Here is a 26,485-nt window from a genome sequence, read left to right on the forward strand (position 1 = left end):
GTTCGCGGTTATTTTCGCACGATTTCCAAGACTGCTGCGCTGACGATCAGGACAGCACCCAACAGTTCTCGTAAGCCAAAGGGTTCGCCAGAAAATGCAGCGGCCGAGGCGATTCCGACGACGACCTCGCTCATCAACAGGATGCCGACCCGCGCGGGGGACAGCTTGGTCGCGGGCCAGATCGTCATATAGACCATGGGCAGCGTGTATAGGGCGGACAGAAGGACAAGCTGAAGGATCCAAAGGTGGTCGCCTTGGGCGAGGGCGGGCAGAACCGGGCCGCGGATGAGGGCGAGGCTGAAGAATGACAGGATCAGCGCACCCAACACAAAAGCAAACACCTGCCCGGAAACGGAAATACTGCTGGCCCGATACAGCCCAAGGGTCCCCAGCGCCCAGCAGATGCCCGACGCCAGCGCCAGCCAGTCTCCTGCGTTTTGGGGCCACGGCACGAAGCCGTCGCCGCCCAACACGACGAACAGCCCTCCGATCCCGCAGACCAGCCCGGCAAAACGGCCCCAGCTCAGCCGCTCGCCCAGGAAAAACAGACCGAGCATCGTGCCCCAGATCGGCGTGAGATAGAACAGCAGGATCGAGCGGACGACGTCCGTATAGACAAGGCTGAGGGAATACAGGCTGAACGCTGCCCCGGTGAACATCCCGCTGAGGGCCAGATCGCGCCATTGCGAGGCCAGCGCCAAACGCTCTCGCCAAACCAGCGGGATCAGAACAATCAGGGCGGCGCTGTACATTGCGATACCCGGCCACGGGCCCGTCAAGCCAAGGTCATAGAAGAACCGGACCGGAATCCAATACAGACCCCACATCATTCCGCCGATGACAAGGATAAGGCTGGCGCGGGTGGTATTGTCCGTTTGAACTGGGTTGGAAACCATGAAATTCCTCGGAAACCGGCAATCGGAACCTGCCTGCCGCCGGGATAGAATGAACATTGGTTGCGGATCAAGTGGAACATGCGAGGCGTGCCGTAGCTGGCCCTTGGTCGCGGAAACCTTGGGCTTTCGTGCGCCGAGGGGTTGCACCTGACAACCATCGTGGCACTCTTGGTCGAAATGTTTGATCAGGTCCAAATGCAAACTCATTCAACCCTGCGCATTGCGAGCTACAATATCCAGAAATGCGTGGGGCTTGATTTTCGCCGGCAGCCGCAGCGCATCCTGCAGGTTATCGAAAGCATGGAAGCCGACATCGTGGTGTTGCAGGAGGCCGACAAACGCCTTCCTCCGCGACCGGCCGCTCTGCCGCATTTCATGCTGGATGAAGCTGGCTGGAAGATCGTCGATCTGGGCGGTGCCGGCAGTCTGGGTTGGCACGGCAATGCTGTCATCTGGCGCGGTGACGCGATTCAAGAGCGTGAAAAAGGTCATCATGATCTGCCGGGGCTAGAGCCGCGGGGTGCCGTGAGGGTTGAGTTTGACACCCACATCGGGCCATTGCGGGTGATGGGGATGCATCTTGGCCTGCTGCCTGCGTCCAGACGTCAACAGATCACGCATCTACGGCGGTTCGACGACGATCTTGACCAGATGCCGACTGTCTGGGCGGGCGATTTTAACGAATGGTCGCGCCAGCCGGTGTTGGATCATCTGGCCCCCGACATGCGGTTCCTGCCGCCAGTTCCCAGTTTTCCCGCCGCGCAGCCTTTGGGTGCGTTGGACAGGATCGCGCTGGGCAACGGGTTGGAGGCGACACTTCATGGCGTACACGATGCGCGGCCCGCTCACATCGCTTCGGATCACTTGCCGATCTGGGCCGATCTGCGGCGTGTGGCTTAGAAAGAAATTCCCCTGTGGCGCCAGCCGCGCAGACGTATTAAGACAGAGAACCGAATAAGTCCCGAGGGTCATCATGTCCGATACGATCATCGCCCGCTGCGAAGCCAAAGGTCTGCGCATGACGGGTCAGCGCCGCACCATTGCGCATGTGTTGCAGCAGAGCGAAGATCACCCGGATGTCGAAGAACTGTACGCACGCGCGTCCCAAGTCGACTCGGGTATCTCGATTGCAACCGTCTATCGTACCGTAAAGCTGTTTGAGGAAGCGGGAATCCTTGAACGTCTGGAATTCGGCGACGGTCGCGCGCGTTACGAGGACGCCGAGCGGGATCACCATGACCACCTCATCGACATGCAATCGGGCAAAGTCATCGAATTCGTAGACCCCGAGATCGAGGCGCTGCAGGAAAAAATCGCGGCAAAGCTTGGGTATAAGCTGAAAGGGCACCGGCTGGAATTGTACGGAGTTCCGCTGGAGCAGGACTGACTCATCACGAATTGCGAACGATGGGCGCACGGGATTTCATGAGTCCCGTGCGGATATTGCTTGCCTGATGATGCAGCTTCGGCTTTTGGTGAAGTCAAAGGCGGCTATTTGCGCCGCGGCTTCCTACGGAAAAAGCAATGAACAACGTGAACGGCATTTTGCTGATCATCGGCGCGATGGCAGCGTTTGCGCTTGAGGACATGTTCATCAAGCATCTCTCGGTCACAGTGCCGACGGGCCAGATCATGGTTTTTCTGGGGGTATGCTGCGGATTGGCTTTTGCGGCGATGGCTGTGGTTACCCGCAAACGGATTCTAGACGCGACGGCTTGGGGGCCGTTGCCCCTGATCCGCGCCGCCAGCGAGGGCTTTGGGGCCGTGGCTTTCGTAACTGCGCTATCATTGGTCGATTTGTCCACCGTCGCCGCCGTCTTTCAGGCCATGCCGTTGGTCGTCACCATGGGGGCAGCGCTGTTTTTGCGCGAACATGTCGGTTGGCGACGCTGGAGCGCGATCGGTGTTGGGTTTGTCGGGGTGATGATGATCATTCGGCCTGGTTTTGCCGGGTTCCAGCCAGAAACCCTGTTTGTTGTGGCCAGCGTCGTGGCGATTGCAGCGCGCGATCTGATCACCCGCAAGCTGGACGCACGCATCGCGTCGGCGGTGGTGGCGCTGCAGGCATACGTGGCGGTAACTCTGGCGGGGCTGGCTCTGATTGTCCTTAATGCACAACCGCTTGTGCCCCTTGAAAGGGCAGAGATAGGCCCGTTCATAGGCGCGGTGGGGTTTGGTGTTCTGGGCTACTACGGTATTGTCACGGCAATGCGGATCGGTGATGCCTCGGCGTTGACCCCGTTTCGCTATACACGCCTGATCTTTTCGATCGCCGCCGGCATGTTCATGTTCGGAGAGCGGCCAGACATGATGACCATGGCGGGGGCCACGCTCATCATCGGCTCGGGGCTTTATACGTTCCTGCGTGAGAGGAAGTTGGCGCAAGAATTGGTGGCGGCGACCTGACGGATCGTCGCACGTTGGCGCAAACACCCGTGTTGATGTGTGTTAGCGATAACATGACCGGTTTACTTTTGACCCTGTGATGCTATGAGGCATGCAACCTAATGCAGCCACAGGGATCGGCCTCATGAGCACAATCATCGACATCCACGCACGCGAAATTCTGGACAGCCGGGGCAACCCGACGGTTGAGGTGGACGTGATTTTGGAAGACGGCACGATGGGCCGCGCGGCGGTGCCGTCGGGTGCCTCGACCGGAGCCTACGAAGCCGTCGAAAAGCGGGATGGTGACAAGGCGCGTTATATGGGGAAAGGCGTGCTCGAAGCCGTCGCCGCAGTGAATGGTGAGATCGCCGAAGAACTGGTTGGCTATGACGCGACCGAACAAGTCGCCATCGACCAGGCGATGATCGAACTGGACGGGACCGAGAACAAGGGCCGTCTGGGGGCAAATGCTATTCTGGGCGTTTCGCTGGCCACCGCAAAGGCCGCCGCTGATTTCACGACCCAGCCGCTGTATCGCTATGTTGGCGGTACCTCGGCCCGCGTTCTGCCGGTGCCGATGATGAACATCATCAATGGCGGCGAACATGCCGACAACCCGATCGACATCCAGGAATTCATGATCATGCCGACTTCGGCCGCGAATATCCGCGAGGCGGTGCGCATGGGGTCCGAGGTGTTCCACACGCTGAAACGCGAACTGTCCGCAGCGGGTCTGGCCACCGGCGTCGGCGATGAGGGCGGTTTCGCTCCCAACATCGCCTCCACCCGCGAAGCGCTGGATTTCATCCTGCAGTCCATTGAAAAGGCAGGATATAAACCGGGTGAGGAAATCCACCTTGCCTTGGATTGCGCCGCTACCGAGTACTACAAGGACGGCAAATACGTTCTGTCGGGCGAGAAGATCTCGCTGACTTCTGAAGAAAACGCCGAGTATCTGGCGGCGCTGGTTAAAGACTACCCGATTATTTCAATCGAAGACGGCATGTCCGAGGATGACTGGGACGGCTGGAAAGCCCTGACCGATGCCATCGGCGACAAGGTGCAGCTGGTGGGCGACGACCTGTTCGTGACCAACCCCGCGCGTCTGGCCGAAGGGATCGAGCGTGGCTGCGCGAACTCTATGCTGGTCAAGGTGAACCAGATCGGCTCGCTGACCGAGACCCTGCGCGCCGTCGATATGGCGCACCGCGCGCGCTATACCAACGTCATGTCCCACCGCTCGGGCGAGACCGAGGACTCGACCATCGCGGATCTGGCCGTGGCGACCAACTGCGGTCAGATCAAAACCGGGTCGCTGGCGCGGTCCGACCGGTTGGCCAAGTATAACCAACTGATCCGCATCGAAGAGTCGCTGGGCGAAGTCGCAGAATACGCCGGGGCTTCGATCCTGAAGCGCTGAATGCTAGGCTGATCCTCGTATCATTTGCCGAGGATCAGGTTTTGCTTTCGATCATAGAACCCAAGACGCCGGACCACTTTGATGCGGTCCGGCGTTTGTGTTGGGAATACCGCGAATTCCTGCTGACGCTGGACGAAAAATCTCAGCGCATTGTGCGAACGTTCTATCCGCGTGAGAAATACGCCCGTTTGATGGACGCCATCGAGGTCGAGCACGCATCGCCAACAGGGGGCGTTCGGTTGGCGTTGAAGGACGGCGGCGCGGTCGGGTGTGGAATGTATCATACGATTGAACCCGGTGTGGCTGAAATCAAGCGTGTCTTCGTGAATGAGAATGCGCGGGGCACCGGCGCAGGGTATGCGATCATGAACGATCTGATCGAAACCTGTCGTCAGCAAGGGTTCCATTTCATTCGGATGGACACGGGAAAACCGCTGGAGGCCGCAACACGCCTTTACCTGTCGATGGGGTTTCAATTGCGCGACGCCTATTCGGAAATGCCCGAGATCACAGACGGCCATCTGCTGTTTTTTGAGATGGACCTGCGAGAATAGCCCCGCGCAAGTTAAAAACTGCGAAGTTTTTTAGAGTTCTTTCTTGTTGTTATTGAATGATAAATTTACAAAACCGGGGCAAAAGCAAACATAAATCTTCTTATGTGTGAACTTTTCCCTATTTGGGGCAGGGTTTAGTTTCGTATCATCATGATATTACAGAAAAGGAGAATACCATGACTGGTTCTAAGTTCCTTCTCGTAGCATCAGTGATCAGCACTGTTTTCCTTGCGGCCTGTGCAGGGCCCGGCACGTACCCGATCAGCGGCGACGCCGTCAGCCCGGGTGATCCCGTTCAGGAGATGCAGTCGCCCACTTACATTTACCGTGGTGAAGCGCGTTAAGGAAAACCTGTCGGGTCACGGGCGGGGTGCCCGTGATCGCCTTCAAGTCAGAGCTTTTTGCTCATCAGCATATATCGATCGCGCGGTTTGAACCCGGTGCGCAGATACAGTTTCTGAGCTGACTCGTTTGTGCGGTCGACCTCAAGATGCAGGGCGGTAAGACCGGCTCCGGCCAGAGCTTTTGGCAAGTCCAGCAGGACTTCGGATGCAATTCCACGGCCGCGAACGGCGGGGCGAATGTAAATCTCGTCCACAAAGCCGTCCATGCCGCCAAATTCGACGGACCAGCCGAATGTCAGGATGATGTATCCCAGCGGTGCCCGTCCGGGTCCGATCAGGTAGACACATCCGTGGGGGATGCCCTCTAACAGCGGGGCGAGGGCGTTGCGGGTCTGATCCGCATCCTGAGCGATACCTTCCTCTGTGTGGAAAGCAGTGACCAGGCCCATCAAGCGGTCCATATCTTCGGGGCGGGCAAGCCGTAGTGCCGCGCTCATAGTCGGGCCAGCCGTTCAGTCAGCAGAGCAAAGAACCCGTCGGCGTCCAGATCGCCTATGAATGTCGCGTTGGGCTTTCGATCGGTGACGTGCCACCAGTCGGCGACCGTCATACCCATTGTGAGTTCTGATTGGGTCTCAATCTCGACATTCACGAACCGGCCCGAAAACAACTCGGGTTTGATCAGGTAGGCGGTGACACACGGATCGTGCAGCGGGGCACCTTCCGAGCCGTACTTGTTCTTGTCGAAACGCTCGAAGAAATCCGTCATCTCGGCGACGGCGATGCCGACCTTGGTTCCCAGAGCGCGGAAGGCGTCGTTGCGAGGTTTCGTAACCAGCGCCTTGTGCGTGACATCCAGCGGCATAACCACAATCTGGCGGCCTGATTTAAACACGATATCAGCGGCTTCTGGGTCGACGTGAATGTTGAATTCTGCTGTCGGTGTGATGTTGCCAACCTCGAAATACGCGCCGCCCATCAACACGATTTCCTGCACCCGATCCACGATATCAGGCGCTTTGGTAAAGGCGGTCGCGATGTTTGTCAGTGGCCCTAGTGGGCACAGCGTGACCGTGCCGGGTTCATGCGCGCGCAGGGTGTCTATAATGAAATCGACCGCGTGGCCTTCGGTCAGTTGCATCTGAGGGTCAGGCAGGTCCGGGCCGTCCAGACCGGTTTTTCCGTGCACGTGTTCTGCCGTGACCAACGCTCTCTTCAGTGGGCGGTCACACCCGGCGTAAACCGGCACCTCGGTATGTCCGGCAAGTTCGCAGACGATGCGGGCGTTCTTGGATGTCAGGTCCAGCGGCACGTTCCCGGCGACGGCTGTGATGCCCAGAACCTCGATCTCATCGGGGCTGGCAAGTGCCAGCAGGATGGCGACGGCGTCGTCCTGACCGGGGTCAGTATCGATGATGATTTTACGAGGGGGCATGGGTGTCTCCGGGGGGTCGTGAAGGTCGGACACTCGCAAGTGTCCCGGGGCTTGTCCAGCCGTTTTAGGTATCCGCCACCGCATCCACCGGCGGGAGTTTGCCATTGGCGCGATGTTCCTCGGTTTTCACTTCGTCCCACAGGGCGTCCATTTCGGCCAGATCGCTTTGGGACGGCGTTTTGCCACGCGCCGCAAGGCGGGCCTCGACCTGCTCGAACCGGCGGGTGAACTTGGCATTGGTGCGGCGCAGGGCGGCCTCGGGTTCGATCCCAAGATGGCGGCCCAGATTGACGATCACGAACAGCAAATCGCCGAACTCATCCTCTAGCGCGTCGGCGTCCATGCTGTCGCGCGCTTCCTCCAACTCGGCAGCTTCTTCGGTGATCTTGGCCAGCACGTGGCTGGCATCGGGCCAGTCAAACCCCACACGTGCCGCGCGTTTTTGCAGTTTATGCGCGCGCAACAGGGCAGGCAGGTTTGCGGCTACACCGTCCAGAGCGCCCTTCTGTTCCTTGCCAGCGCGCTCCGCCGCCTTGATGGTTTCCCAATCCAGCGTCTGCTGCTCGGCCGATTTGTCTCGGGATTCCTCGCCGAATACGTGGGGATGACGTGCAACCATCTTGTCCGACATGGTGCGGACCACGTCCTGAAAGGTGAAGTGCCCGGCTTCCTCGGCCATTTGCGCGTGAAAGACGGATTGGAACAGCAGGTCGCCCAGCTCGCCTTTTAGCTCGTCAAAAGCCTCACGCTCGATGGCGTCGGCGACCTCATAGGCTTCTTCGATGGTATAGGGGGCGATGGTGGCGAAATCCTGTTCGATATCCCACGGGCAGCCGGTTTGTGGGTCACGCAGACGGCGCATGATCTCCAGCAGGCGTTCGATCCCTGCGTCGGTATCGTGGATCAGAGGATTTTCGGCCATTGCGAACCCTTTCGTTCCGGTGTCAGATGCATCCATTCCGCAGTCAGGATCAGGAGTCCACCCCAGATGCCCGTCGTCAACCGAATTGCCGATTACACCGCCGACATGACCGCGTGGCGGCAGCACCTGCATTCTATCCCCGAGTTGGAGTTTGAATGTCATGAAACCGCAGCTTTTGTCGCTGACAGACTGCGCGAGTTTGGTGTGGACGAGCTGCATGAAGGAATTGCCAAAACCGGGATTGTCGCGATCATCAACGGGCAGGGCGAGGGGCCGACAATCGGCCTGCGTGCCGACATGGATGCCTTGCCGATCCCCGAGGAGACTGGGGTCGAGTATGCCTCGACCAAGCCGGGCAATATGCATGCCTGTGGCCATGACGGGCATACGACGATGCTGTTGGGGGCCGCGCGGTATCTGGCTGAGACGCGGAATTTCCGTGGCCGCGTGGCGTTGATCTTTCAACCAGCCGAGGAAGAGGGCGGCGGCGCTGGCGTCATGGTCGAAGAAGGGCTTATGGATCGGTTCGATATCTCCGAGGTCTATGCGCTGCACAACGCGCCCGGGATTCCTGTGGGAGATTTTCATACAACTCCGGGTCCAATCATGGCAGCGGTGGACACATTCCACGTTTATGTTCAGGGTGTTGGCGGCCACGGGGCTATGCCGCACGAGACCCGCGATCCGGTGATGGCCGCGTGCGGTATTGCGCAGGCGATCCAAACCATTGTCAGTCGCAACCACTATGCGCTGGACGACCTGGTGGTTTCGGTCACGCAGATCCACACCGGCACGGTCAATAATGTGATCCCGGATACGGCCTATATCAACGGCACAGTTCGGACGTTTGATCCATTGGTTCAGAAAATGGTGATGGAACGGATGGAGCAGATCGTACAAGGGCAGGCAGCCTCTTACGGGGTCCAGGCCCGTCTAGACTACGAAGTGAATTACCCAGCCACGATCAACGACGCTGAAAAGGCAGGTTTCGCTGCTGGCGTGGCTCGCGAAATCTCAGGCGCTGACCGCGTGACCTCCAACTCCGGGCGCGAAATGGGGGCCGAGGATTTTTCGTATATGCTGAATGCGCGTCCGGGGGCATATCTGTTTCTGGGGCAGGGCGACAGCGCCGGGCTGCATCACCCGAAATACAACTTCAACGACGAGATCGCGCCGATTGGGGCATCCTTTTTCGCGCGGATCGTCGAAAAGGCGCAGCCGCTGGGCTGATGGGGGGAATAGATGGCACTGGAAGATTCAAAGAACCAGGTAGACGAAGCGTTCACCAACCCTGATCTCAAGGGGTTGTCATATGAAAATACGTTCGGCGGGGCGACGTCCTTCCTGCGGAGGCTTTATACCAAAGACCTGAAAGGCGTTGATATTGCCGTCACAGGCGTGCCCTTTGATCAGGCGGTGACCAACCGTCCCGGAACACGGCTGGGCCCGCGTGCAATCCGCGAGGCGAGTGCTCTGCAGTCGCCGGATGCGCCCTATGGCTGGCCTTTTGACGCGCTGAGTGAGCTGGCGATCGTGGATTATGGCGACATGGCCTACGATTACGCCAATATCCCGGCGTTTCCAGACACTCTGACCGACCATATCAGGACGATTCTGGCGGCGGATGTTGCCTCGGTGACATTGGGCGGGGATCACTATATCAGCTTTCCGATTCTCAAGGCCTATGCCGAGAAATACGGGCCTATTTCTCTGTTACAGTTTGATGCGCATACGGACACGTGGGCCGATGATGACATGTCCCGCGTGGATCACGGCACGATGTTCTACAAGGCGGTGAAGTCGGGCATCGTCGATCCAAAGCGATCGGTGCAGGTTGGCATCCGCACCACCAACGAGGACACGCTGGGCGTCAACATCATCGACGCGCGTGAGGTTTATGAATCCGGCCCCGCTGCCGTCGCGCAGAAGATCAAGGGTATACTGGGCGACAGCCCCGTCTACCTGAGCTTTGATATCGACGGTCTGGATCCTGCCTTTGCGCCGGGCACCGGTACACCTGTCTGGGGTGGGCTGACTTCTATTCAAGCGCAGATCATCCTGCGCGACATCGCCGGGATCAACATCAAGGGCGGCGACGTGGTCGAGGTATCTCCGCCGTTTGACACGTCCGGTGCAACGGCGATCGCTGGCGCGCATGTGGCGACGCAGATTATTTGCCTGTTGGGTTGGAACAAGCTGACGGCTTAACCATTGGTTAGCCATACCGCCGGTATCAAAAAGCAAACCGGTCCGACGGGAGATACAAACGGATGACAGATTTCAATCAACCGATCAGCGGCAATGATCTGGCGCGATTTTCGGGGCCGAATACTTTCATGCGATTGCCGCAGGCTGAATCTTTGGCTGCGCTGGACGTGGCTGTTTTGGGAATTCCGATGGATATCGGAACCTCATGGCGGTCTGGCACGCGGTTCGGACCCAAACAAATCCGGTCCGAAAGCGCGATGATCCGCCCCTACAACATGGCCACCTATGCGGCGCCTTTCGACAGTCTGCAGATCGCGGATATAGGCGATCTGGCAATCAATACCTTTTCGCTGTCAGAAAGCCTGAAAATCATCAAGGAAAGCTATGACGCCATCCTCGCCCAGCAGGTGATTCCCGTTGCGATGGGGGGCGATCACTCGATCACTTTGCCGATCCTGCGGGCAGTGGCGAACAGGCATGGGCCCGTGGCCTTAGTCCATGTGGATGCGCATGCGGATGTGAATGATGAGATGTTTGGCGAGAAAGAGACCCACGGAACGGTCTTCCGGCGCGCCTTTGAGGAAGGCTTGATCGTTCCTGACAAGACCTTCCAGATCGGTATCCGGGGCTCTGGCTATGCGGCGTCGGACTTCACCGAGGCTAAGGGCTGGGGCTTTCGCCAGTTCCCGGCCTGGGAGCTGTGGCAGCAGAACCTGACAGTTATCGGATCGCAAATTCGCAAGGACATAGGTGAGCATCCGGTTTACATCACTTACGACATCGACAGCCTCGATCCATCTTTCGCCCCTGGAACGGGCACGCCGGAAATTGCCGGGCTGACCACTCCGCAGGCGCTGCAATTGATTCAGGCGTTGAGGGGGCTGAACGTGGTGGGCTGCGATCTGGTTGAGGTTTCCCCTCCATATGATCCTTCGGGCAACACGGCGCTTACAGCGGCCAACCTGTTGTTCGAGCTGCTGTGTATCCTGCCCGGTGTTACGTCACGGTAAGATGCGGTGCTGCGCCTTGTCCGGTCCTGCAAACAGAATATGGTTTCCCTGAGGACAGGATCGGGATGAAAATTATGTTTATATGGCTATTGGTTGCGCTGGTTGTTCTGCTTGGTGCCTACATACGATTGGCGCCGTCTGATCCTACGCGATGGCACGTTCCGCCGGTCGGTGACGTAAACCAAGATATGAAGGGCGGCGTTTTCCGTATCGTCGAAACCGGCCCCGATGGATTGGCTCATTTGAATCAGGTCGTGCTCAGTTCCTCGCGGACCTCTGTCCTCGCCGGATCGGTGGATGAAGGGATGATCACATACGTCACCCGTACCAAGGTCGTCGGTTTTCCCGACTACACCACTGTGCAGCAGGATGGGGATACGCTGCGCATATATGGACGTCTAAGGTTCGGGCGTTCAGATTTCGGGGTAAACCGTAACCGTGTTGATGGGTGGTTGGCCGCTCTCAAGTCCTGAGGACAGGCAACCTTCCTGCACTTCGCGCCACATCGGGACGTTCAAAGACATCTGGCACTGAGCCATGAACATGCGGCCATCAACCTGCAGGCAGATCATCTCGCCCAGCTCGATGCGTGTGCCGGATGTGTCGGTGCAATAGCAGTCACGAACCTTACCGTCCGGACCGACATAATCGGCCATGACAGGGGTGGAAAACAGCGTCAGAGCAAGCGTAAACCATCTCATGCGCCGCAGCTTAGCACACGGTCGGCCCTTGACCAAAGCCCCGGATTGCTAGACACCCCCGGGGATGATCCCCGAAGAACGACTAGAACAGATAACTCAGCGATTCCAATACCTCGAGGCGGCCATGTCAGACGGTGCCGCGGGCGGGGACATCGCGGCTTTGGCCAAGGAATACTCTGACCTCAAGCCGGTGGTCGATCAGATCATGGCGTGGCGGCAACTTGTGACGGATTTGGCCGAGGCCGAGGCGATGCTGGCCGATCCGGACATGAAGGAACTGGCCCAAGAAGAAATCCCCGACCTGCAAGCCCGCATCCCTGACGCGGAACATGCGCTCCAGTTGGCCTTGCTGCCGCGTGATGCTGCGGACGCGCGCCCTGCAATGTTGGAAATCCGCCCCGGAACCGGAGGGGATGAGGCCGCGCTGTTCGCCGGAGACCTGTTGCGCATGTATCAACGCTATGCCGAAGCGCATGGCTGGCGATTTGAGATCGTCGAGGAACAAGGATCGGACCTTGGCGGCATCAAAGAGGTCGTGGCGCATATCAAGGGCGACAACGTCTTTGCCCGGTTGAAATATGAATCCGGTGTGCACCGTGTTCAGCGCGTTCCAGAAACCGAAAGCGGTGGCCGTATCCATACATCGACTGCAACTGTCGCTGTCCTGCCCGAAGCTGAAGATGTGGATATTCAGATTGAAGCGAATGATATCCGTATTGATACGATGCGCAGCTCTGGCGCGGGTGGTCAGCATGTGAACACGACGGATTCAGCAGTGCGGATTACGCACCTTCCAACCGGCTTGGTCGTGACAAGTTCGGAAAAGTCACAGCACCGAAACCGGGAAATCGCGATGCAGGTGCTCAAGACGCGCCTCTATGATCTCGAGCGCCAACGGATAGACAGCGAAAGATCCGCTGACCGGGCTAGTCAGGTAGGTTCGGGTGACCGGTCCGAACGGATCAGAACGTATAACTTTCCGCAAGGCCGCATGACGGACCACCGTATCAACCTGACGCTTTATAAGCTGGATCAGGTTATGCAGGGGGACCTTGATGATGTGATCGACGCGCTTACCGCAGATGATCAGGCGCGCCTGCTGGCAGAGATGTCGCAATGATCGGGGCGCTGACAGCGGCACAGGCGATGGTCGCTGCAACGGCCCGTCTGAGGGCCGCCGGGGTTGCTGACCCGGCAAGAGACGCGCGTGTCTTGCTGGCCCATGCTGCCCGCATCGAAGCGAGCCGCGTCACGTTGATCGCGCCCGAGGAGCTTTCGCCAGAGATAGCCGAGCGGTACGACCAACTGATTTCGCTGCGGGCGATCAGAGTGCCTGTTTCCCATTTGCTGGGTGAGCGAGAATTTTATGGCCGTCGTTTTCGTGTCAGCCGCGACGTTCTGGACCCACGTCCCGAAACCGAAGTGTTGGTTGAGGCCGCGCTGAGTGAACCGTTTGACCATGTTCTGGATCTCGGCACCGGGTCAGGGTGTATCCTGATTACGCTGCTAGCGGAAAGGGACACTGCTTTCGGGGTAGGCGTGGATCTGAGCGAGGCTGCGTGCCTCCAGGCCAGCGCGAATGCGGTTCAGCATCAAGTTCAAAGCCGGGTGGAGATTCTTCAATCTGATTGGTGCGCGAACATTGAGGGCAAGTTTGACCTTATTGTTTCCAATCCGCCGTATATTGCGCTGGATGAAATGCAAGACCTTTCACCCGAAGTGGGTGAGCATGAACCGCGCATGGCTCTGACGGACGAAGGCGATGGCCTTGGCGCATATCGCCGCATTGCCGCAGAAGTTCCCGATTTTCTGATGCCCGGCGGACGGTTGCTGGTCGAAATTGGGCCTTCGCAGGGTAAAAACGTGTCGGCTTTGTTTGATGCCGCGGGCTTGGCCGAGACACGGATAATTCCCGATTTGGACGGTCGCGACCGCGTCGTTTTTGCCAGAATGCCGCAGTGACGGAGCGTACTGAGGCTGAAATACGCCGATTGATGTAAAAAAGCTGCGAAATTTTTGACAACCCCCTTGTCTGTGCGCGCTGGACATGTTTACTCAGGTTTAGTCAGCGAGGTTGACGCCGTTACAGCGCGCCCCTGACGCCAAGCCCAAAAAGTCGACATCGCGTCACAGCAATAGCCTTCGAGCAGTGCAAGTCGCGAGATGATCGACATCGAATGACAAGGCTGACTAAAGTAGATGAGATCTTCCAAATCCCGCTCGCGGGCCAAGAATAACCGCAATCGTCCTTCTGGCGGCAACGTAGTAAACCGGGTTTTCGACAGCTCGGGCCCAGAGGGTAAAGTGCGTGGCACGCCCCAGCAGATCATTGACAAGTACAACCAGCTTGCCCGTGACGCGCAGCTGTCCAATGACCGCGTGGCCGCCGAAAACTTCCAGCAACACGCCGAGCATTACCTGCGCTTGCTGAGTGAAGCGCAACGCGAAATGGAAGCGCGCCGGGAAGAGCAGGAGCGGCAGAACCGCGAGCGCCAGGCCGAGCGTGATCGTGAACGCGCCGAGCGTCAGGAGCGCGAAGCAGCACGTCAGGCGGATCCGGCAGAGGCTCCGCAGCCCGATGTGATGGACTTTGCGCCCGAGGCCGCGTCGCCGGAATCCGGTTTGGTGGAAACCCCGGAAAGCAAGGGCACCGAAGGCGAAGCCACCGAGAAAAAGGAAAAGCCAGCCCGGAGGCCGCGCTCGCGCAAGCCCAAGGCCGCTGCGAAGGAAGAAACGCCGTCCGACAAGGGCGATGCGCCCGAAGCGGCCGAGTAAGCTCTGGCATCAAGTTCAAAAACAAAGCCCCGAGGTTTCAACTCGGGGCTTTTTTGTTTCAGCCTTTGTCGACCTCGCGCGCCAACGCGCAGAAGGCTTCCAGTGGTACCTGTTCAGCCCGTTCGGTGGGTTGGATGCCGGCCGCCACAAGCCTATCCTCGATATTTGGTGCAACGCCTTTCAGCGAAGCGCGCAGCATTTTGCGACGTTGGTTGAACGCTGCCGCCACGACACGAGATAGCGTGGCGGGGTTGGCGGGATAGCGCGGCTCGGGCAGGGCGGTCAGATGTACGACGGCGCTTGAAACCTTGGGCGGAGGTGTGAACGCTCCGGGCGGCAGCGACATGGCTATACGGGCCTCGGCACGCCACTGCGCAAGGATGGCAAGACGGCCATAGGCTTTGCTGCCGGGTTGGGCGACGATCCGTTCGGCGACCTCGCGTTGAAACATCAGGGTCAGGCTTTGCCAGAACGGGGGCCACTCAGGGGGTGTCAGCCACCGCACAAGAAGCTCAGTTCCGACGTTGTAGGGCAGGTTGGCCGCAACGCGGATTGGCGGTGTGAGATAGGCCAGCGGGTCAATCTCGAGCGCGTCACCGTTGATGACCTCCAAACGGCCGGGATATGCGGCGGCGATGTCGTTCAAGGCTGCAATGCAGCGAGTGTCTTTCTCGACCGCGACCACTTTTCGTGCGCCCTCGGACAGCAATCCCCGCGTCAGGCCGCCAGGGCCGGGACCGATTTCCAGAACATCACACTCTGACAAGTCCCCGGCCTGACGCGCAATCTTGGCGGTCAGGTTCAGGTCCAGTAAGAAGTTCTGGCCCAGCGACTTTCGAGCCGAAAGCTGGTGGGTTGCGATGACCTCGCGCAGGGGCGGAAGATTGTCGATAGCGCTCATTCTCAGATTACCGTGGCGCAAGAGGGATGGCGTGCACCATAGATTTTTTGCCTCCGGCGGGGATATTTTCAGCCAGGTGAAGGATCAAGAGCTTTTTGCCATGCGGTGGGCGAGTTTCAAAGCCTCGATCAGGCTGGACGGGTTGGCGATACCTTGGCCCGCGATATCGAGCGCGGTGCCGTGGTCAGGTGATGTCCGTATGAAAGGCAGGCCGAGCGTCACGTTTACGCCCTGGTCAAAGTCCAGCGTCTTGATCGGGATCAACGCCTGATCATGATACATTGCGATGGCTGCGTCATAGCGTGCACGCGCAGCGGCGTGAAACATTGTGTCTGCGGGGTGCGGGCCGCTGACTGTGTAGCTTTCTGAGGGTAGGTCAGAGATCAACGGGCCGATCCAATCCAACTCCTCATGCCCCATCTTGCCGCCTTCGCCTGCATGAGGGTTGAGCCCGGCGATGGCAATGCGGGGACAAGCGATGCCGAATTGGGTACGCAGCCCTTCGGCCGTGATTTCGATCGTGTCGCGTAGCAGGTTTGGCGTTAACTCGGACGGGACGCGAGACAGAGGAATATGGATCGTAGCAGGTACCACGCGCAATTTGTCGCTGGCCAGCATCATTACAACGCGTTTGCGCCCGGCCAAGGCTGCAAGAAATTCGGTATGGCCGGGGTAGGCGAACCCGGCCCCGTCAATCAGTGCCTTCTTGTGGATCGGGGCCGTGCACAGGGCCGAGGCCGCGCCGGATTGAACCATTGAGACGCCCAGCTCTATTGCATCGATGACGCTGGGCGCGTTGGCGGCAGCGGGTCGTCCGAGGTGGTTGGGTTCGGGAAAGTCGAGCTGAAAAACAGGCAAACCCCTAGAGCAAACATCGAGCGTTTCCTGCGGGCTGCCAATGACTTGCGTAGGGGTTCCTTCAGGCAGGTGCGCGGCATCCCCGATGTAAAAAAACGGGCAGGTTTCGCGCAACTCAGACCACGCTTTTGCTGCAATTTCCGGGCCAATTCCGGCGGGGTCGCCGCAACTGAGCGCGATTGGAGCGATCATTGTTCGATGATCGTTGCGTCTGCGCGCAGCTGCTCAAGTAGGCTTTCGGAAAAGGCTTCCAGACGTTGTTGGGTCAGCGCGTTCGCGACATCAACGCGCGAGGTTTCTTCACCTCGGTCAAGGGTACGCGTGCACAACATCAGGAACTTGAGGGTCTGGCCGTTATTTCCGGTCAGAGCCGTGGAGATTTCGTTTAGATCCAGCTTGGCCAATTCCAATGCAACATCACGCGGGATTTCCGAAGGGCTGGCTTCGATTCGCTGTAGAACCTGTGCTGGTTGGTCTTTTGCGATGCCGTAGAGATCGTCGCATGTATCGATCTCTTCGCGTAGCTTTGCGGCGCGTGCCAGTGTTTCTTGGCTGCGACCACCCGGCAGGTTATAGATTGCGTAGTCAATCTTGGAGTAACGCGGAGCGCCCGTGGAAACTTCGCGCAAGCCACGCATCTGGAACAGGGCGATTGCGTTGGGAAGGGTGATCGGCTGTGTGATATCGCCGTTCTTGAGGCCCAGGATGACCGGCTGCAAAGCAGGAGGCAGGTTCGTTAGGTTAAGCCAGTCCAGCCGCCCGCCGTTATTTCGCGTGCCGGCGGCAGAATATTGAGTGGCAGCAGCCGAGAAAGCGTCATAGCCTTCCAATTGGGAAATCTCATCCGCCAGAAGTTCGGCCTGGGCTACCGTTTGCTGATTTACCGGGATGATGATCTCGGACATCAGCACTTGTAGTCCACCGCCACCAGCCTGACCCAGCGCCCTATTGATCTCATCTTCCGAGGGGCGAGCCTGTGACAGAAAACGAGCGCTGATATAATCGCGCCACGATAGCTGGTCTGCGACAAAATCCCTGACTGTTTCCCGAGAAACGCCTGCATCGGCCAAAAGTTGCAGGAACTGATCCGTCGACAAGCGCCCCCGTGCGGCGAACTCGTCAATGCCGACTTGCACGTCTTCGGGGCTGATTTCGATTCCCGCCTCATTCATGGCCTGTTTGCGAAGCCGGTCGTCGATCAACGCCTGCCGGACCTCATCTGCGGACGCGCCCGGAGCGCCAAGAGCCGCCAGGAATTGCTGGCGCTGGTCCAGCTCGTACCATGTGACGATGTCCTGATTGACCTTGATCGCAGGCGAAAACGGGCTTTGCGCCTGACCCGCTACGGGGGCGAAAACCAGCACAGCGGCGGCCAGAACCGGGGCGGCTGATTTAAGCCACCCTGAGCGAATGAAATTGGAGAAACGTGATATCAACTGCATCTTCTCTTGAACTGTTGGCCGCCACCTTCGACAGAGTAACCTGTCAGGGCTACGGTAAAGCCGAATTCTGTCGAAGGCTCAATACTCGATGACGCGGTAAATCGTCTACTCACGACCATATTGGCCTGTACACATTCGTTTTGGTAGGTCACGCCCAACCCATAACGGATTGGTTCGGATTCGCTTAGGTCATAACGCGCAAACGCGCGGGTGAGCCAGTTCTGGTCAACGCGGTAGCGGCCATTCACGCGTATTTCGGAAATTTTGTCGTCCGCGTTTTCATCCGGATCGGCTTCTTGCCAGACATAGCTGCCCGACACACTCGTCGACTGCTTGCTCCACGCTGCGCGCATCTCGGCCTTGGCAAAACTGAAATCCCCGTTCAACAGGCCGCGCCCCGCCAGTGACCACCCGTTCGCTGTTTGCAACTGCCCCGCAATCAACAGGTCCGAAGACGTACCCTGTAGGCCGGACGTCAGGTTGAATTCGGGGTCAGCGTCGGCGCGGAACACTTGCCCAACCGTCGCCAGCGCGCGCCAGCCTTGGGCGCCATAGCGGGCCCAGTTGACGCCAACTACACCGGTCGGCCCGTCTTCGCGCCGGTCCGGTGCCGGGAAACGAGAAAGGGACAGCAGGTTGCCCTGGTCGAATTCCTGAAAGGTGCTTTCGTCAATAGGAACATCGTTGGTCGAAACGTGTGTCCAGCCGACCTGAGCGATAGGTTCGAGAACCTGAGTCGCGCCCGACTTTTCCCTCCGGGACATCGGATAGCGCAGAGTGAGCGCGGCCCGCGGAGTCGTGCGGTTGACCTGTCTGGGAAAATCGCTGTCATGGCGGATATTGAATGTGTCGATTGATGCGCCGATCCGGGCGTCTGCCCGCAGGCCGGTGGTAAATACCCAACTGCGCATCCATTCAGCATCAAACGTCGCCCGTGCCACGTCCCGGCCAACGATATCTTCGTCGCTGGTGCGTTCATGAGCGTGCGCGTTGAACCCCAACCGCACCTCACCGCCCAGAGCGTTCGGGAAGTGGCGTTTCTCGTAGTAGAGATCGAAGATTCGAGATGGGATTTCGTCCTGATCTTCGCTGTCGCGCAAAGTCTTGTAGTGGATAAAGCTGGTGCGGAAAGCGGTATCCCTTTTTATCCGCTCTAGCGCGACCTCACTGCGTAGCCGGTCAAAATCCGGCAGACCGTAGTCAGCCAGATAAGAGTCGTCGGACGTGGTTTTAAGGTCGAATGTAAAACGATAACCGTCCTGAAGGTTGAACCAGCCATCGGCAAACAGGTAACCGCGCTCCTCACCGGGCTGTAGGTCATCTTTGGTATACGCCCCCAAAACCCGAATGCCGCCGCGTTTGAAAGCCTGGCGATATCTGAAACCCAGCGTCTTGGTCTTGGAGGACACGTAGGGGGTCAGTGTTAGGTCTTTATGATCACCCAACTTGAAGAAATACGGCACTTGAATACCGGTTCCCAACTGCGATGTGGTGCGGACCGACGGCACCAGAAAACCGGTCGCCCTGTCCAATGTTGGATCCGGAAGACGCAGGTAGGGAAAATAGAAAACTGGAATGTCCCGAATTCGGAACTGTGCGCCCTCAAAATATAGCTGACGTTCCAGTTGGTCATGGGTGACTTTGCGCGCGCGTATCTGCCAAATCGGAGGCTTCCCATTCGCGCACACGTGACACGATGTTGCCGAAACCTTGCTGAACTGAGTATAGCGCCCCGCCGCGCGTTTGGCCTGAACGGATGCAATCTGGACTTGCTGCTCAAACACCATCCGAGCACCGATCAACAGGCCGTTCTGAATGCCGCTGTCCAACTCGGCCGAGTCAGCCAGAAGGGTCGTTGCGCCCCCCTGATCAATTCGGACTGGCCCGTCCAGCGTCAACTGCCCTGTGTCGCGGTCATAGGTTATCCGTTCAGCGGTAACCTTGATATCGCCCTGAAACGCTTCGACATTGCCTTCGGCGACCAGCACCCGTTGCGGTGTGATAAACACGCGATCGGCAACCAGCAGGGCCGGTTCGTCTTCCTGCGCAGCGTTTTGGGGCGCTGTTTCGTTTGGTTGATTCTGGGCACCTGCGGCCAAAGGCAGGACCAGCGCTAGCGCACCGGACAAAAGCAGGCAAGAAACTAGCCGCATCAGCCGTCCTCCGCGTGCAGCAACAGGCCGAGCGACAGAAGAATGGCTGCGAAGGGCGGCGCCCAGGCCGCTACAAAGATAGGTAATTGTCCGTTTTCCCCTAGAATTTGGGCAAAGTTGCGCACGAAGTAGATGCCGAAACCCAACAGTACGGCTGACAGGACCGCGATCCCCGTACCGCCAAATCGGACATGCCTCATGGTGAAGGCCGCTCCGATCAGCACCATCGAGACCAAAAAGATCGGGCGGGCCAATTGAACTTGTAGCCAGACTTCGTACTGTTTGGTCGAAAACCCGGCCTCGCTGAGGTCACGGATGAGCTGAGGCAGGTCGTAGACCGAGACTGATCCCTGTCGCCCCAGCGTGTCCAGAATACGTTGGCGAGTAAGTGATGTGGGTATCTCGAGGCGCGCGTGTTCCACAGCGTTTGCTTCTGGATTGATGTCTTCTTCCAAGGACCAGACTTTGGCATTCAGCAAGGTCCAGATTCCGTCCTGCAATTCCGCGCTGTCTGCAACGATCTGCTGAGTCGGAGTGCCATCCTGAGAGAAGGTAATGATCGTAACCTGCTTCAGCTTCAGCGTATCACCGTTTGACGTCCCACGAGCCTGAATGACTGACTGGCCGTCCTGTGACCCCTGCCGTAGCCACAAGCCTTCGCTGCTGATCGAAAAGGCCGATCCACCGTTGTTTCTGTATGTGTCCGACAGCCTTTTGAATTCTTCGGACGTGGCCGCCGCGATGGGGTTCAGCAAAGCCACGGCAACCGCGCCGATGATCAGGGCCAGCGTCGCCGGAGCCAATAGCGCCCTGATCCCAGACCGGCCAATCGCGCGGGTCACGACCAGTTCGGAACTGCGGGCAAGCCCGACAAAAAGTGCAATCGTCGAAAGTATTACCAGCAGCGGCAGCATTTCACTGATGGCTGATGGTGTGTTGAGCAGTGTTAGATGCAACAGCTTGCCGAAAGACAGGTCAACCTCGTCAAACCTGCGGACCTGTTCAATCAGGTCGATCAGAATCAACAGCGTAAGGAATATTCCACCTATCACCAGAAAGCTCTGGATGAAACGGCGGGCGAAGTAACGATCGAGTATCACGGCTTCGACCTCGCCACATCTTCATCGGCGTGGCGGCCAAAGAAAGTCAGAGCGGAATCACAACGACATTCGCCACGAAGCGATGGCTTATGCCTGCCCTGTCTTGCCACTGTATTCTCCCCCGATCCTGTCGGAATTTTTTCGAGACTGTACTGCAATTGCCAGCCGGGGAAAACTGCTATCTGGTCAATACGGTCAGTGCGGGCTAGGTCTTGGGGAACAGATTTTCAGGAGTTCGCAATGAGCAGTCTTATCCCGATCCAGTTTCAGGCTTTTGACGTTGACGCAATGGCGCAGGCACAAGGCCGCGTGGTCATCATCCTTTCACCGGACGGCAAGATGAGCCCCGCCGTTCGGCGTGCGAACCGTCTGACGCGTGGTGCCGTGGCGCGTCTGGTCGAAAGTGATCGGTTTGAAAAGGTAAAGTCAGGCGATGTGGTGTCGCTTGCGTGGCCAACCGGTATGGCGGCCGAGGCACTGGACATTCTGGTTCTGCCACGCCGTCCCGACGCGGCTGAGGCGCGTAAGGCCGGTGCAAAACTGGCGAAGCTGTCAGACAATCGCGATATCCTTGTGATGGCGGGCAATCAGGTCCGGTCCGAAGAACTGGCCCTTGGGATCGCACTGCGCAGCTATGATTTTGACGCGCACAAGTCGAAAGAGTCTGAGCGCACCGCCACTGTCACGATCAGTCACCAAAAGCCGGATGAGGTTGAGGCTGCGTTTGCCCCTCTTTACGCCGTGGCGGACGGTGTCCGGATGACGCGTGATCTGACCAATGAACCAGCCAATGTCCTGACCACGACCGAATTTGCCGACCGTCTGGCCGAGATGAAAGACCTTGGTCTCGAGGTCGAGGTTCTGGAAGAAAACAAGCTGGCCGAACTGGGTATGCGCACGCTGCTGAGCGTGGGGCAAGGCTCGGTCAGCCCGTCCAAGGTTGTGGTGATGCAGTGGAATGGCGGTGACAAAGGCGATGCTCCGTTGGCTCTGGTCGGTAAGGGCGTTGTGTTCGACACGGGCGGCATTTCGCTGAAGCCTGCGGGTGGCATGGAAGACATGACCATGGACATGGGCGGCGCGGGCGTTGTCGCGGGCACCATGCGTGCGCTGGCCAAGCGCAAGGCCAAGGCCAATGTGGTCGGGCTTGTAGGGCTGGTTGAGAACATGCCTTCGGGCAATGCCACGCGCCCGGGCGATGTGGTCAAGTCGATGAAGGGCGATACGGTCGAGATCATCAACACAGACGCCGAAGGCCGTTTGGTCCTGTGCGACGTCATGTGGTACGCGCAAGAACGGTTCAGCCCTGTAGGTATGGTCGATCTGGCCACGCTGACGGGTGCGATCATTATCGGGTTGGGCCACGAAAATGCGGGCGTGTTCTCGAACAACGACACGTTCTGCAATGCGTTCCTCAAGGCGGCAGGGGCCGAGGACGAGGGTGCCTGGCGGATGCCATTGGGGAAACCCTATGACGACCAACTAAAGTCACGTGTCGCGGATATGAAGAACGTGGGCGGACGGCCTGCGGGGTCGATCACGGCGGCGCAATTCCTACAGCGCTTTGTGAAAGAGGAAACCCCGTGGATTCACCTTGATATTGCCGGGGTCGCCTCGGTCGCGGCTGAAACATCCTATGCGCCGAAAGGTGCAACCGGGTGGGGCGTGCGCGCACTGAGCCGCTTTGTTCAGGACAATTTCGAGTAACTCCGTGGGCGCTGTCTATTTCTACCACCTGACCCGCCAGCCGCTGGAATACACCTTGCCGGTTCTTCTGGACCGGGCGCGGCAGGCCGGGTGGAAGATCGCCGTGCGGGGTACTGATCCCGCGCGGATGGACTGGCTGGACGAAAGGCTGTGGCTGGGGCCGGAAGATGGGTTTTTGCCTCATGGCCGGGCGGGTGGCCCTCATGACGCGAAGCAACCCATTTTGTTGACGACTGAGATGCAGGCAGCCAACGGGCCGTCCTGTGTGATGGCCGTCGATGGCGCGCCTGTCGAACCCGATGAGGTGAACGCTCTGGACCGAGTGTGCATCTTGTTTGACGGCAATGACCCGCAGGCGGTTCAGCATGCCCGGGGGCAATGGAAGGCGTTGACGGGTGCCGGATGCGCGGCCAAGTACTGGTCCGAGGAATCGGGCCGGTGGGAGATGAAGGCCGAGGCATAACGCCTTACTTCAATGATATTTTCAGGAGATTGAAAGATGGAAATGAAGCCCTTGGGCCGCACGGGTATCATGGTTTCGGACCTGTGTCTGGGCACGATGACCTTCGGGACGCAGACCACCGAATCCGATGCGCATAAACAGATCGACATGGCGCTGGAGGCCGGTATCAACTTTGTCGATGCGGCCGAGATGTATCCGGTCAACCCAATTTCAAAAGAGACGGTAGGGCGCACCGAAGAGATACTGGGTAACTGGAACGCCGCAAACCCTGCGCGGCGTGCTGACTATGTTCTGGCAACCAAGCATTCCGGGGCGGGTTTCGCGCATGCGCGTGATGGCGCGCCTATTTCGGGCCAGACAATCCCTGAGGCGATCGAAGGTTCGCTGCGTCGCCTGAAAACGGACTGTATCGACCTCTATCAGTTCCACTGGCCCAACCGGGGCAGCTATATGTTCCGTCAGAACTGGACCTACGCGCCGTCGGGTCACAACACCGACGAGGTGCTGGACAATATGCGGGACTGCCTTGAGGCGCTGCAGGCACAAGTCGAGAAGGGCAACATCCGCGCTTTTGGTCTGTCGAACGAAAGCGCATGGGGCACCGCGCAGTGGCTGCGACTGGCCGAAGCCGGGGTGGGGCCACGTGTCGCTTCGGTGCAGAACGAGTACTCTTTGATGTGCCGACATTTCGATACGGACATGGCCGAGTTGAGCGTGCATGAAGATGTGGGGTTAATGGCCTTTTCGCCTCTGGCTGCTGGGTTCCTGACCGGCAAGTATCAAGGGGGCGCGGTGCCCGAAGGGTCGCGCATGTCGCTGGTTCCTGAAATGGGTGGACGACATCGATCCCGCGCGTTTGATGCGGTTGACGCCTACCTTGAGGTCGCTGCGCGTCATGGACTGGACCCGGTGCACATGGCCTTAGCCTGGTGTCAGACTCGGCCGTTCATGTTGTCGGCGATCTTTGGCGCAACAACGATTGAGCAGCTTGCCCACATCCTGAACGGCAAGGACCTACAGCTATCCGATGAGGTGTTGGCGGACATTACCGAGGCGCACCGCGCACATCCGATGCCGTTCTAGGGGGCGCTGCCCCCGCCGCGCGTGCCGCGCGACTCCCCCGGGATATTTTTAGCCAGATGAAGGGGATCCGGTCAGTGATGAGTGGGCTGTGTCCGCTCTTGTCGCAGATCGCGGGCCGAGAGGCCGTGGGCGGTGCGGAAAGCGCGGGCGAAGCTGGATTGTGAGCCGAAGCCGGTGGCCAGCGCCACATCCATCAGAGGCATGTCGGTGTCGGTGACGAGACGGCGCGCCTCGGCCAGGCGCAGTTGCAGATAGTGGTCTTGTGGCGTGGTGTTCAGGCGCAGGCGGAACTGCTGCTGCAAGGTGCGCGGGCTGGTGCCCAGGGTCTCGGCGATGTCGGAAAGCGGCAAGGGTTCGTCCAGTGACGATTCCATCAGACTGTTGGCCTTGGCCGTCAGCGCCGTGTGGCGGTGCGGGGCGCCGATGCGACTTTGCGGTTTTGTTGGGGCAGGGGCGCCGTCATACAGGAACAGGCCGGACACCCGCGCGGCAAAGCCTGCCCCGTGCCGGGCGGCGATTATGTGCAGCATCATCTCAACGGCTGGAATAGCCCCGCCGGATGTCAGGCGATTGCCCGAGACCGTGAAACGGTCAGGGCGCACGTCAACCTCGGGGAACCGGTTGGCGAAGTTGTCCAGGTCTTCCCAGTGTGTGGTGGCGGCATGTCCGTCCAGAAGTCCCGCTTCGGCGAGTAGCCAGGGGCCACCGTCGATACCGGCCATGGTTGCGCCGCCGCTGGCAATGCGGCGTAGACCGGCCAGCAGGCTGGGTGTCGCGTGGCGCGCCAGTTGGAACCCAGCTACCACGATCATCAAATCGCAGCCTTGCAGACGGGCCAAAGGAATTCCGGGAACGGTCAGGGCACTGGTCAGCAGGGCTGGTTCTGCCGTAGCGGTCACATAGTCCCAGTCAAATGCGGGGCGATCTGCAAGTCGATTGGCTGCGCGCATCGGGTCAACGGCCGAAGCGAAGCTGAGCGTGTTGCATTCATCCAGCACCAAAACCGCTGTTTTGAGCGCGCGATGTTCGGGCTGCAGTATGTTTTTTGCGGATTTCATCAAGTCTGATTCGCATTCTGGCAAGTGTTTCCGCAAGGCTGCGTCAGACTCGGGCCCGAAAGCAAATCGGAATCCGGGGAGAAGTCTGGGGAAAACCTAGGGCAAAACCGGGTATAACTTGGGGAAAACGTCATGCCTCTGGAAATGAACCGCGAAGTCTTCATCACCTGTGCCATAACCGGATCGGGCGGAACGCAGGATCGCAGCCCGCATGTGCCGCGCTCACCGCAGCAGATTGCAGACAGTGCGATCGCAGCGGCCAAGGCTGGGGCCGCCGTAGTCCATTGCCATGTGCGCGATCCGGAGACCGGAGTGCCCAGCCGTCGTCTGGACCTGTATCGCGAGGTGACAGACCGCATTCGCGACGCTGATGTGGACGTTGTGTTGAACCTCACGGCCGGGATGGGCGGGGACATCGTATTCGGCGGGGTGGAAAGCCCGTTTCCGGTGGCCGAGGGTACCGATATGGTTGGCGCGTCCGAGCGCGTGGCGCATATCGCGGAGTGTCTGCCGGAGATCTGCACCTTGGATTGCGGCACCATGAACTTTGCCGAGGCCGACTATGTCATGACCAACACCCCTGGCGCGCTGCGGGCGATGGGTCAGATGATGACGGACATGGGCGTCAAGCCCGAGATCGAAGCCTTTGATACCGGTCATCTTTGGTTCGCCAAGCAATTGGTGAAAGAGGGAGTTTTGGAACCCAACGCTCTGGTTCAACTATGTATGGGTGTGCCGTGGGGTGCGCCGGATGATCTGAACACCTTTATGGCGATGGTGAATAACGTGCCGGATGACTGGACGTTTAGTGCGTTCTCTTTGGGTCGGAACCAGATGGCCTATGTCGCGGCCACTGTTTTGGCGGGTGGTAACGTGCGCGTCGGTCTGGAAGACAACCTGTGGCTGGACAAGGGCGTGCTGGCCGAGAACTGGCAGCTGGTGGAACGTGCCGGGACCATCATCGAGAATATGGGCGCACGGGTGATTGGGCCTGCAGAGGTGCGTGAGAAGCTTGGCTTGGTCAAGCGCGCACCGGTGGCGAAGTAAGCGCGGATTTGGGGGGCAGC

28 protein-coding genes are annotated in these 26,485 nt (G+C 58.9%); 17 read left to right on the forward strand and 11 right to left on the reverse strand.

The features are described from left to right. Window positions 1-8 precede the first annotated feature (8 nt). On the reverse strand, window positions 9-1,103 hold the full coding sequence (locus ACR0KS_RS07880) for a DMT family transporter (RefSeq protein WP_170567076.1): 1,095 nt from the start codon (window positions 1,101-1,103) through the stop codon (window positions 9-11). Between ACR0KS_RS07880 and ACR0KS_RS07885 the strand changes: the two genes are divergently transcribed. The 6 genes from ACR0KS_RS07885 (at window position 1,092) to ACR0KS_RS07910 (ending at window position 5,602) form a co-directional block, all read left to right on the forward strand. Next, the gene (locus ACR0KS_RS07885) at window positions 1,092-1,796 is read left to right on the forward strand and encodes an endonuclease/exonuclease/phosphatase family protein (RefSeq protein ID WP_170382882.1); all 705 of its coding nucleotides are present in this window, start codon (window positions 1,092-1,094) and stop codon (window positions 1,794-1,796) included. The two genes, ACR0KS_RS07880 and ACR0KS_RS07885, sit on opposite strands and share 12 nt — an antisense overlap. Before the next feature lie 73 nt (window positions 1,797-1,869). After that, entirely contained in the window at window positions 1,870-2,283 is a 414-nt protein-coding gene (locus tag ACR0KS_RS07890; protein WP_170382884.1) for a Fur family transcriptional regulator, read from the forward strand. 137 nt (window positions 2,284-2,420) lie between these two features. Further along, window positions 2,421-3,302: a DMT family transporter gene (locus tag ACR0KS_RS07895; protein ID WP_170567074.1), complete on the forward strand. Its 882-nt coding sequence runs from the start codon at window positions 2,421-2,423 to the stop codon at window positions 3,300-3,302. 124 nt (window positions 3,303-3,426) lie between these two features. Beyond that, window positions 3,427-4,704 (forward strand): phosphopyruvate hydratase, encoded by a 1,278-nt coding sequence (gene eno / locus ACR0KS_RS07900; protein ID WP_170551685.1) that lies wholly within the window; start codon window positions 3,427-3,429, stop codon window positions 4,702-4,704. A gap of 41 nt (window positions 4,705-4,745) precedes the next feature. Further along, window positions 4,746-5,258, forward strand: a complete 513-nt coding sequence (locus tag ACR0KS_RS07905) for a GNAT family N-acetyltransferase (protein ID WP_170567071.1) — start codon at window positions 4,746-4,748, stop codon at window positions 5,256-5,258. A 176-nt stretch (window positions 5,259-5,434) separates the two neighbouring features. Continuing rightward, entirely contained in the window at window positions 5,435-5,602 is a 168-nt protein-coding gene (locus tag ACR0KS_RS07910; protein ID WP_170382892.1) for a hypothetical protein, read from the forward strand. A gap of 47 nt (window positions 5,603-5,649) precedes the next feature. On the opposite strand, the gene ACR0KS_RS07915 is transcribed toward ACR0KS_RS07910, so the two are convergent. The 3 genes from ACR0KS_RS07915 to mazG all read right to left on the reverse strand — a co-directional run bounded on the left by ACR0KS_RS07915 (window position 5,650) and on the right by mazG (window position 7,959). Beyond that, entirely contained in the window at window positions 5,650-6,099 is a 450-nt protein-coding gene (locus ACR0KS_RS07915) for a GNAT family N-acetyltransferase (protein WP_170382894.1), read from the reverse strand. Beyond that, entirely contained in the window at window positions 6,096-7,037 is a 942-nt protein-coding gene (locus ACR0KS_RS07920; protein WP_170567069.1) for a nucleoside hydrolase, read from the reverse strand. The genes ACR0KS_RS07915 and ACR0KS_RS07920 overlap by 4 nt, the downstream gene beginning before the upstream one ends. Window positions 7,038-7,101: 64 nt before the next feature. After that, window positions 7,102-7,959: a nucleoside triphosphate pyrophosphohydrolase gene (gene mazG / locus ACR0KS_RS07925; RefSeq protein WP_170567098.1), complete on the reverse strand. Its 858-nt coding sequence runs from the start codon at window positions 7,957-7,959 to the stop codon at window positions 7,102-7,104. Between the two features lie 66 nt (window positions 7,960-8,025). On the opposite strand from mazG, the gene ACR0KS_RS07930 reads away from it, so the two are divergent. From ACR0KS_RS07930 to ACR0KS_RS07945, 4 genes are all read left to right on the forward strand, one after another. Further along, window positions 8,026-9,189, forward strand: a complete 1,164-nt coding sequence (locus ACR0KS_RS07930; RefSeq protein WP_170413614.1) for a M20 aminoacylase family protein — start codon at window positions 8,026-8,028, stop codon at window positions 9,187-9,189. A gap of 12 nt (window positions 9,190-9,201) precedes the next feature. Continuing rightward, entirely contained in the window at window positions 9,202-10,167 is a 966-nt protein-coding gene (gene speB, locus ACR0KS_RS07935; protein WP_170567067.1) for an agmatinase, read from the forward strand. A gap of 62 nt (window positions 10,168-10,229) precedes the next feature. Next, window positions 10,230-11,177, forward strand: coding sequence for an agmatinase (gene speB, locus ACR0KS_RS07940; protein WP_170567065.1), 948 nt, complete (start codon window positions 10,230-10,232; stop codon window positions 11,175-11,177). A 74-nt stretch (window positions 11,178-11,251) separates the two neighbouring features. Next, a complete protein-coding gene (locus tag ACR0KS_RS07945) occupies window positions 11,252-11,650 on the forward strand; it encodes a DUF1499 domain-containing protein (RefSeq protein WP_480693166.1) in 399 nt (132 codons plus the stop codon). Here the strand turns inward: ACR0KS_RS07945 and ACR0KS_RS07950 are convergent. After that, the gene (locus tag ACR0KS_RS07950) at window positions 11,591-11,878 is read right to left on the reverse strand and encodes a hypothetical protein (protein ID WP_170567061.1); all 288 of its coding nucleotides are present in this window, start codon (window positions 11,876-11,878) and stop codon (window positions 11,591-11,593) included. The genes ACR0KS_RS07945 and ACR0KS_RS07950 overlap by 60 nt on opposite strands. A 64-nt stretch (window positions 11,879-11,942) precedes the next feature. On the opposite strand from ACR0KS_RS07950, the gene prfA reads away from it, so the two are divergent. The 3 genes from prfA (at window position 11,943) to ACR0KS_RS07965 (ending at window position 14,653) form a co-directional block, all read left to right on the forward strand. Then, window positions 11,943-12,998, forward strand: a complete 1,056-nt coding sequence (gene prfA / locus ACR0KS_RS07955; protein WP_170567059.1) for a peptide chain release factor 1 — start codon at window positions 11,943-11,945, stop codon at window positions 12,996-12,998. Further along, complete coding sequence (prmC, locus tag ACR0KS_RS07960) at window positions 12,995-13,840, forward strand: peptide chain release factor N(5)-glutamine methyltransferase (protein ID WP_170567058.1); 846 nt, start codon at window positions 12,995-12,997, stop codon at window positions 13,838-13,840. Before prfA ends, prmC begins: the two co-directional genes overlap by 4 nt. Window positions 13,841-14,077: 237 nt before the next feature. After that, complete coding sequence (locus tag ACR0KS_RS07965) at window positions 14,078-14,653, forward strand: DUF4167 domain-containing protein (RefSeq protein ID WP_170413593.1); 576 nt, start codon at window positions 14,078-14,080, stop codon at window positions 14,651-14,653. Window positions 14,654-14,711: 58 nt separating this feature from the next. Here the strand turns inward: ACR0KS_RS07965 and rsmA are convergent, their stop codons facing one another. The 5 genes from rsmA to lptG form a co-directional block, all read right to left on the reverse strand. Next, window positions 14,712-15,554 carry a 16S rRNA (adenine(1518)-N(6)/adenine(1519)-N(6))-dimethyltransferase RsmA gene (gene rsmA / locus ACR0KS_RS07970; RefSeq protein WP_170567056.1) on the reverse strand — a complete coding sequence of 281 codons (843 nt, stop codon included), beginning with the start codon at window positions 15,552-15,554 and terminating at the stop codon, window positions 14,712-14,714. Window positions 15,555-15,638: 84 nt separating this feature from the next. After that, on the reverse strand, window positions 15,639-16,604 hold the full coding sequence (gene pdxA, locus ACR0KS_RS07975) for a 4-hydroxythreonine-4-phosphate dehydrogenase PdxA (RefSeq protein ID WP_170567054.1): 966 nt from the start codon (window positions 16,602-16,604) through the stop codon (window positions 15,639-15,641). Further along, complete coding sequence (locus ACR0KS_RS07980) at window positions 16,601-17,854, reverse strand: peptidylprolyl isomerase (RefSeq protein WP_170567052.1); 1,254 nt, start codon at window positions 17,852-17,854, stop codon at window positions 16,601-16,603. Before ACR0KS_RS07980 ends, pdxA begins: the two co-directional genes overlap by 4 nt. Then, on the reverse strand, window positions 17,845-20,007 hold the full coding sequence (locus tag ACR0KS_RS07985; RefSeq protein WP_170567050.1) for an LPS assembly protein LptD: 2,163 nt from the start codon (window positions 20,005-20,007) through the stop codon (window positions 17,845-17,847). The genes ACR0KS_RS07980 and ACR0KS_RS07985 overlap by 10 nt, the downstream gene beginning before the upstream one ends. Further along, the gene (gene lptG / locus ACR0KS_RS07990) at window positions 20,007-21,107 is read right to left on the reverse strand and encodes an LPS export ABC transporter permease LptG (RefSeq protein ID WP_170567048.1); all 1,101 of its coding nucleotides are present in this window, start codon (window positions 21,105-21,107) and stop codon (window positions 20,007-20,009) included. Before lptG ends, ACR0KS_RS07985 begins: the two co-directional genes overlap by 1 nt. A 240-nt stretch (window positions 21,108-21,347) precedes the next feature. Here lptG and ACR0KS_RS07995 point away from each other — a divergent pair, with 240 nt between their 5' ends. The 3 genes from ACR0KS_RS07995 to ACR0KS_RS08005 are packed head-to-tail and all read left to right on the forward strand — an operon-like array spanning window position 21,348 to window position 24,360. Beyond that, complete coding sequence (locus ACR0KS_RS07995) at window positions 21,348-22,814, forward strand: leucyl aminopeptidase (RefSeq protein ID WP_170567046.1); 1,467 nt, start codon at window positions 21,348-21,350, stop codon at window positions 22,812-22,814. A gap of 4 nt (window positions 22,815-22,818) precedes the next feature. Continuing rightward, the gene (locus ACR0KS_RS08000; protein WP_170567044.1) at window positions 22,819-23,277 is read left to right on the forward strand and encodes a DNA polymerase III subunit chi; all 459 of its coding nucleotides are present in this window, start codon (window positions 22,819-22,821) and stop codon (window positions 23,275-23,277) included. 36 nt (window positions 23,278-23,313) lie between these two features. Continuing rightward, window positions 23,314-24,360 carry an aldo/keto reductase gene (locus ACR0KS_RS08005; RefSeq protein ID WP_170567042.1) on the forward strand — a complete coding sequence of 349 codons (1,047 nt, stop codon included), beginning with the start codon at window positions 23,314-23,316 and terminating at the stop codon, window positions 24,358-24,360. A gap of 71 nt (window positions 24,361-24,431) precedes the next feature. On the opposite strand, the gene ACR0KS_RS08010 is transcribed toward ACR0KS_RS08005, so the two are convergent. Continuing rightward, entirely contained in the window at window positions 24,432-25,418 is a 987-nt protein-coding gene (locus ACR0KS_RS08010; RefSeq protein ID WP_170567040.1) for a GlxA family transcriptional regulator, read from the reverse strand. A 132-nt stretch (window positions 25,419-25,550) separates the two neighbouring features. Between ACR0KS_RS08010 and bcoG the strand changes: the two genes are divergently transcribed. Then, window positions 25,551-26,465, forward strand: coding sequence for a 3-dehydrocarnitine:acetyl-CoA trimethylamine transferase BcoG (gene bcoG, locus ACR0KS_RS08015; protein WP_170413568.1), 915 nt, complete (start codon window positions 25,551-25,553; stop codon window positions 26,463-26,465). Window positions 26,466-26,485 lie beyond the last annotated feature (20 nt).

The organism is Ruegeria sp. BC7, from assembly GCF_056539165.1.

Excerpts from the sequence above, each read along its gene's own strand:
- ACR0KS_RS07885 (WP_170382882.1), top strand. The coding sequence starts at position 1,092 with ATGCAAACTCATTCAACCCTGCGCATTGCGAGCTACAATATCCAGAAA.
- ACR0KS_RS07880 (WP_170567076.1), bottom strand. The coding sequence starts at position 1,103 with ATGAGTTTGCATTTGGACCTGATCAAACATTTCGACCAAGAGTGCCAC.
- ACR0KS_RS07890 (WP_170382884.1), top strand. The coding sequence starts at position 1,870 with ATGTCCGATACGATCATCGCCCGCTGCGAAGCCAAAGGTCTGCGCATG.
- ACR0KS_RS07895 (WP_170567074.1), top strand. The coding sequence starts at position 2,421 with ATGAACAACGTGAACGGCATTTTGCTGATCATCGGCGCGATGGCAGCG.
- eno (WP_170551685.1), top strand. The coding sequence starts at position 3,427 with ATGAGCACAATCATCGACATCCACGCACGCGAAATTCTGGACAGCCGG.
- ACR0KS_RS07910 (WP_170382892.1), top strand. The coding sequence starts at position 5,435 with ATGACTGGTTCTAAGTTCCTTCTCGTAGCATCAGTGATCAGCACTGTT.
- ACR0KS_RS07915 (WP_170382894.1), bottom strand. The coding sequence starts at position 6,099 with ATGAGCGCGGCACTACGGCTTGCCCGCCCCGAAGATATGGACCGCTTG.
- ACR0KS_RS07920 (WP_170567069.1), bottom strand. The coding sequence starts at position 7,037 with ATGCCCCCTCGTAAAATCATCATCGATACTGACCCCGGTCAGGACGAC.
- mazG (WP_170567098.1), bottom strand. The coding sequence starts at position 7,959 with ATGGCCGAAAATCCTCTGATCCACGATACCGACGCAGGGATCGAACGC.
- ACR0KS_RS07930 (WP_170413614.1), top strand. The coding sequence starts at position 8,026 with ATGCCCGTCGTCAACCGAATTGCCGATTACACCGCCGACATGACCGCG.
- speB (WP_170567067.1), top strand. The coding sequence starts at position 9,202 with ATGGCACTGGAAGATTCAAAGAACCAGGTAGACGAAGCGTTCACCAAC.
- speB (WP_170567065.1), top strand. The coding sequence starts at position 10,230 with ATGACAGATTTCAATCAACCGATCAGCGGCAATGATCTGGCGCGATTT.
- ACR0KS_RS07945 (WP_480693166.1), top strand. The coding sequence starts at position 11,252 with ATGTTTATATGGCTATTGGTTGCGCTGGTTGTTCTGCTTGGTGCCTAC.
- ACR0KS_RS07950 (WP_170567061.1), bottom strand. The coding sequence starts at position 11,878 with ATGAGATGGTTTACGCTTGCTCTGACGCTGTTTTCCACCCCTGTCATG.
- prfA (WP_170567059.1), top strand. The coding sequence starts at position 11,943 with ATGATCCCCGAAGAACGACTAGAACAGATAACTCAGCGATTCCAATAC.
- prmC (WP_170567058.1), top strand. The coding sequence starts at position 12,995 with ATGATCGGGGCGCTGACAGCGGCACAGGCGATGGTCGCTGCAACGGCC.
- ACR0KS_RS07965 (WP_170413593.1), top strand. The coding sequence starts at position 14,078 with ATGAGATCTTCCAAATCCCGCTCGCGGGCCAAGAATAACCGCAATCGT.
- rsmA (WP_170567056.1), bottom strand. The coding sequence starts at position 15,554 with ATGAGCGCTATCGACAATCTTCCGCCCCTGCGCGAGGTCATCGCAACC.
- pdxA (WP_170567054.1), bottom strand. The coding sequence starts at position 16,604 with ATGATCGCTCCAATCGCGCTCAGTTGCGGCGACCCCGCCGGAATTGGC.
- ACR0KS_RS07980 (WP_170567052.1), bottom strand. The coding sequence starts at position 17,854 with ATGCAGTTGATATCACGTTTCTCCAATTTCATTCGCTCAGGGTGGCTT.
- ACR0KS_RS07985 (WP_170567050.1), bottom strand. The coding sequence starts at position 20,007 with ATGCGGCTAGTTTCTTGCCTGCTTTTGTCCGGTGCGCTAGCGCTGGTC.
- ACR0KS_RS07995 (WP_170567046.1), top strand. The coding sequence starts at position 21,348 with ATGAGCAGTCTTATCCCGATCCAGTTTCAGGCTTTTGACGTTGACGCA.
- ACR0KS_RS08005 (WP_170567042.1), top strand. The coding sequence starts at position 23,314 with ATGGAAATGAAGCCCTTGGGCCGCACGGGTATCATGGTTTCGGACCTG.
- ACR0KS_RS08010 (WP_170567040.1), bottom strand. The coding sequence starts at position 25,418 with ATGAAATCCGCAAAAAACATACTGCAGCCCGAACATCGCGCGCTCAAA.
- bcoG (WP_170413568.1), top strand. The coding sequence starts at position 25,551 with ATGCCTCTGGAAATGAACCGCGAAGTCTTCATCACCTGTGCCATAACC.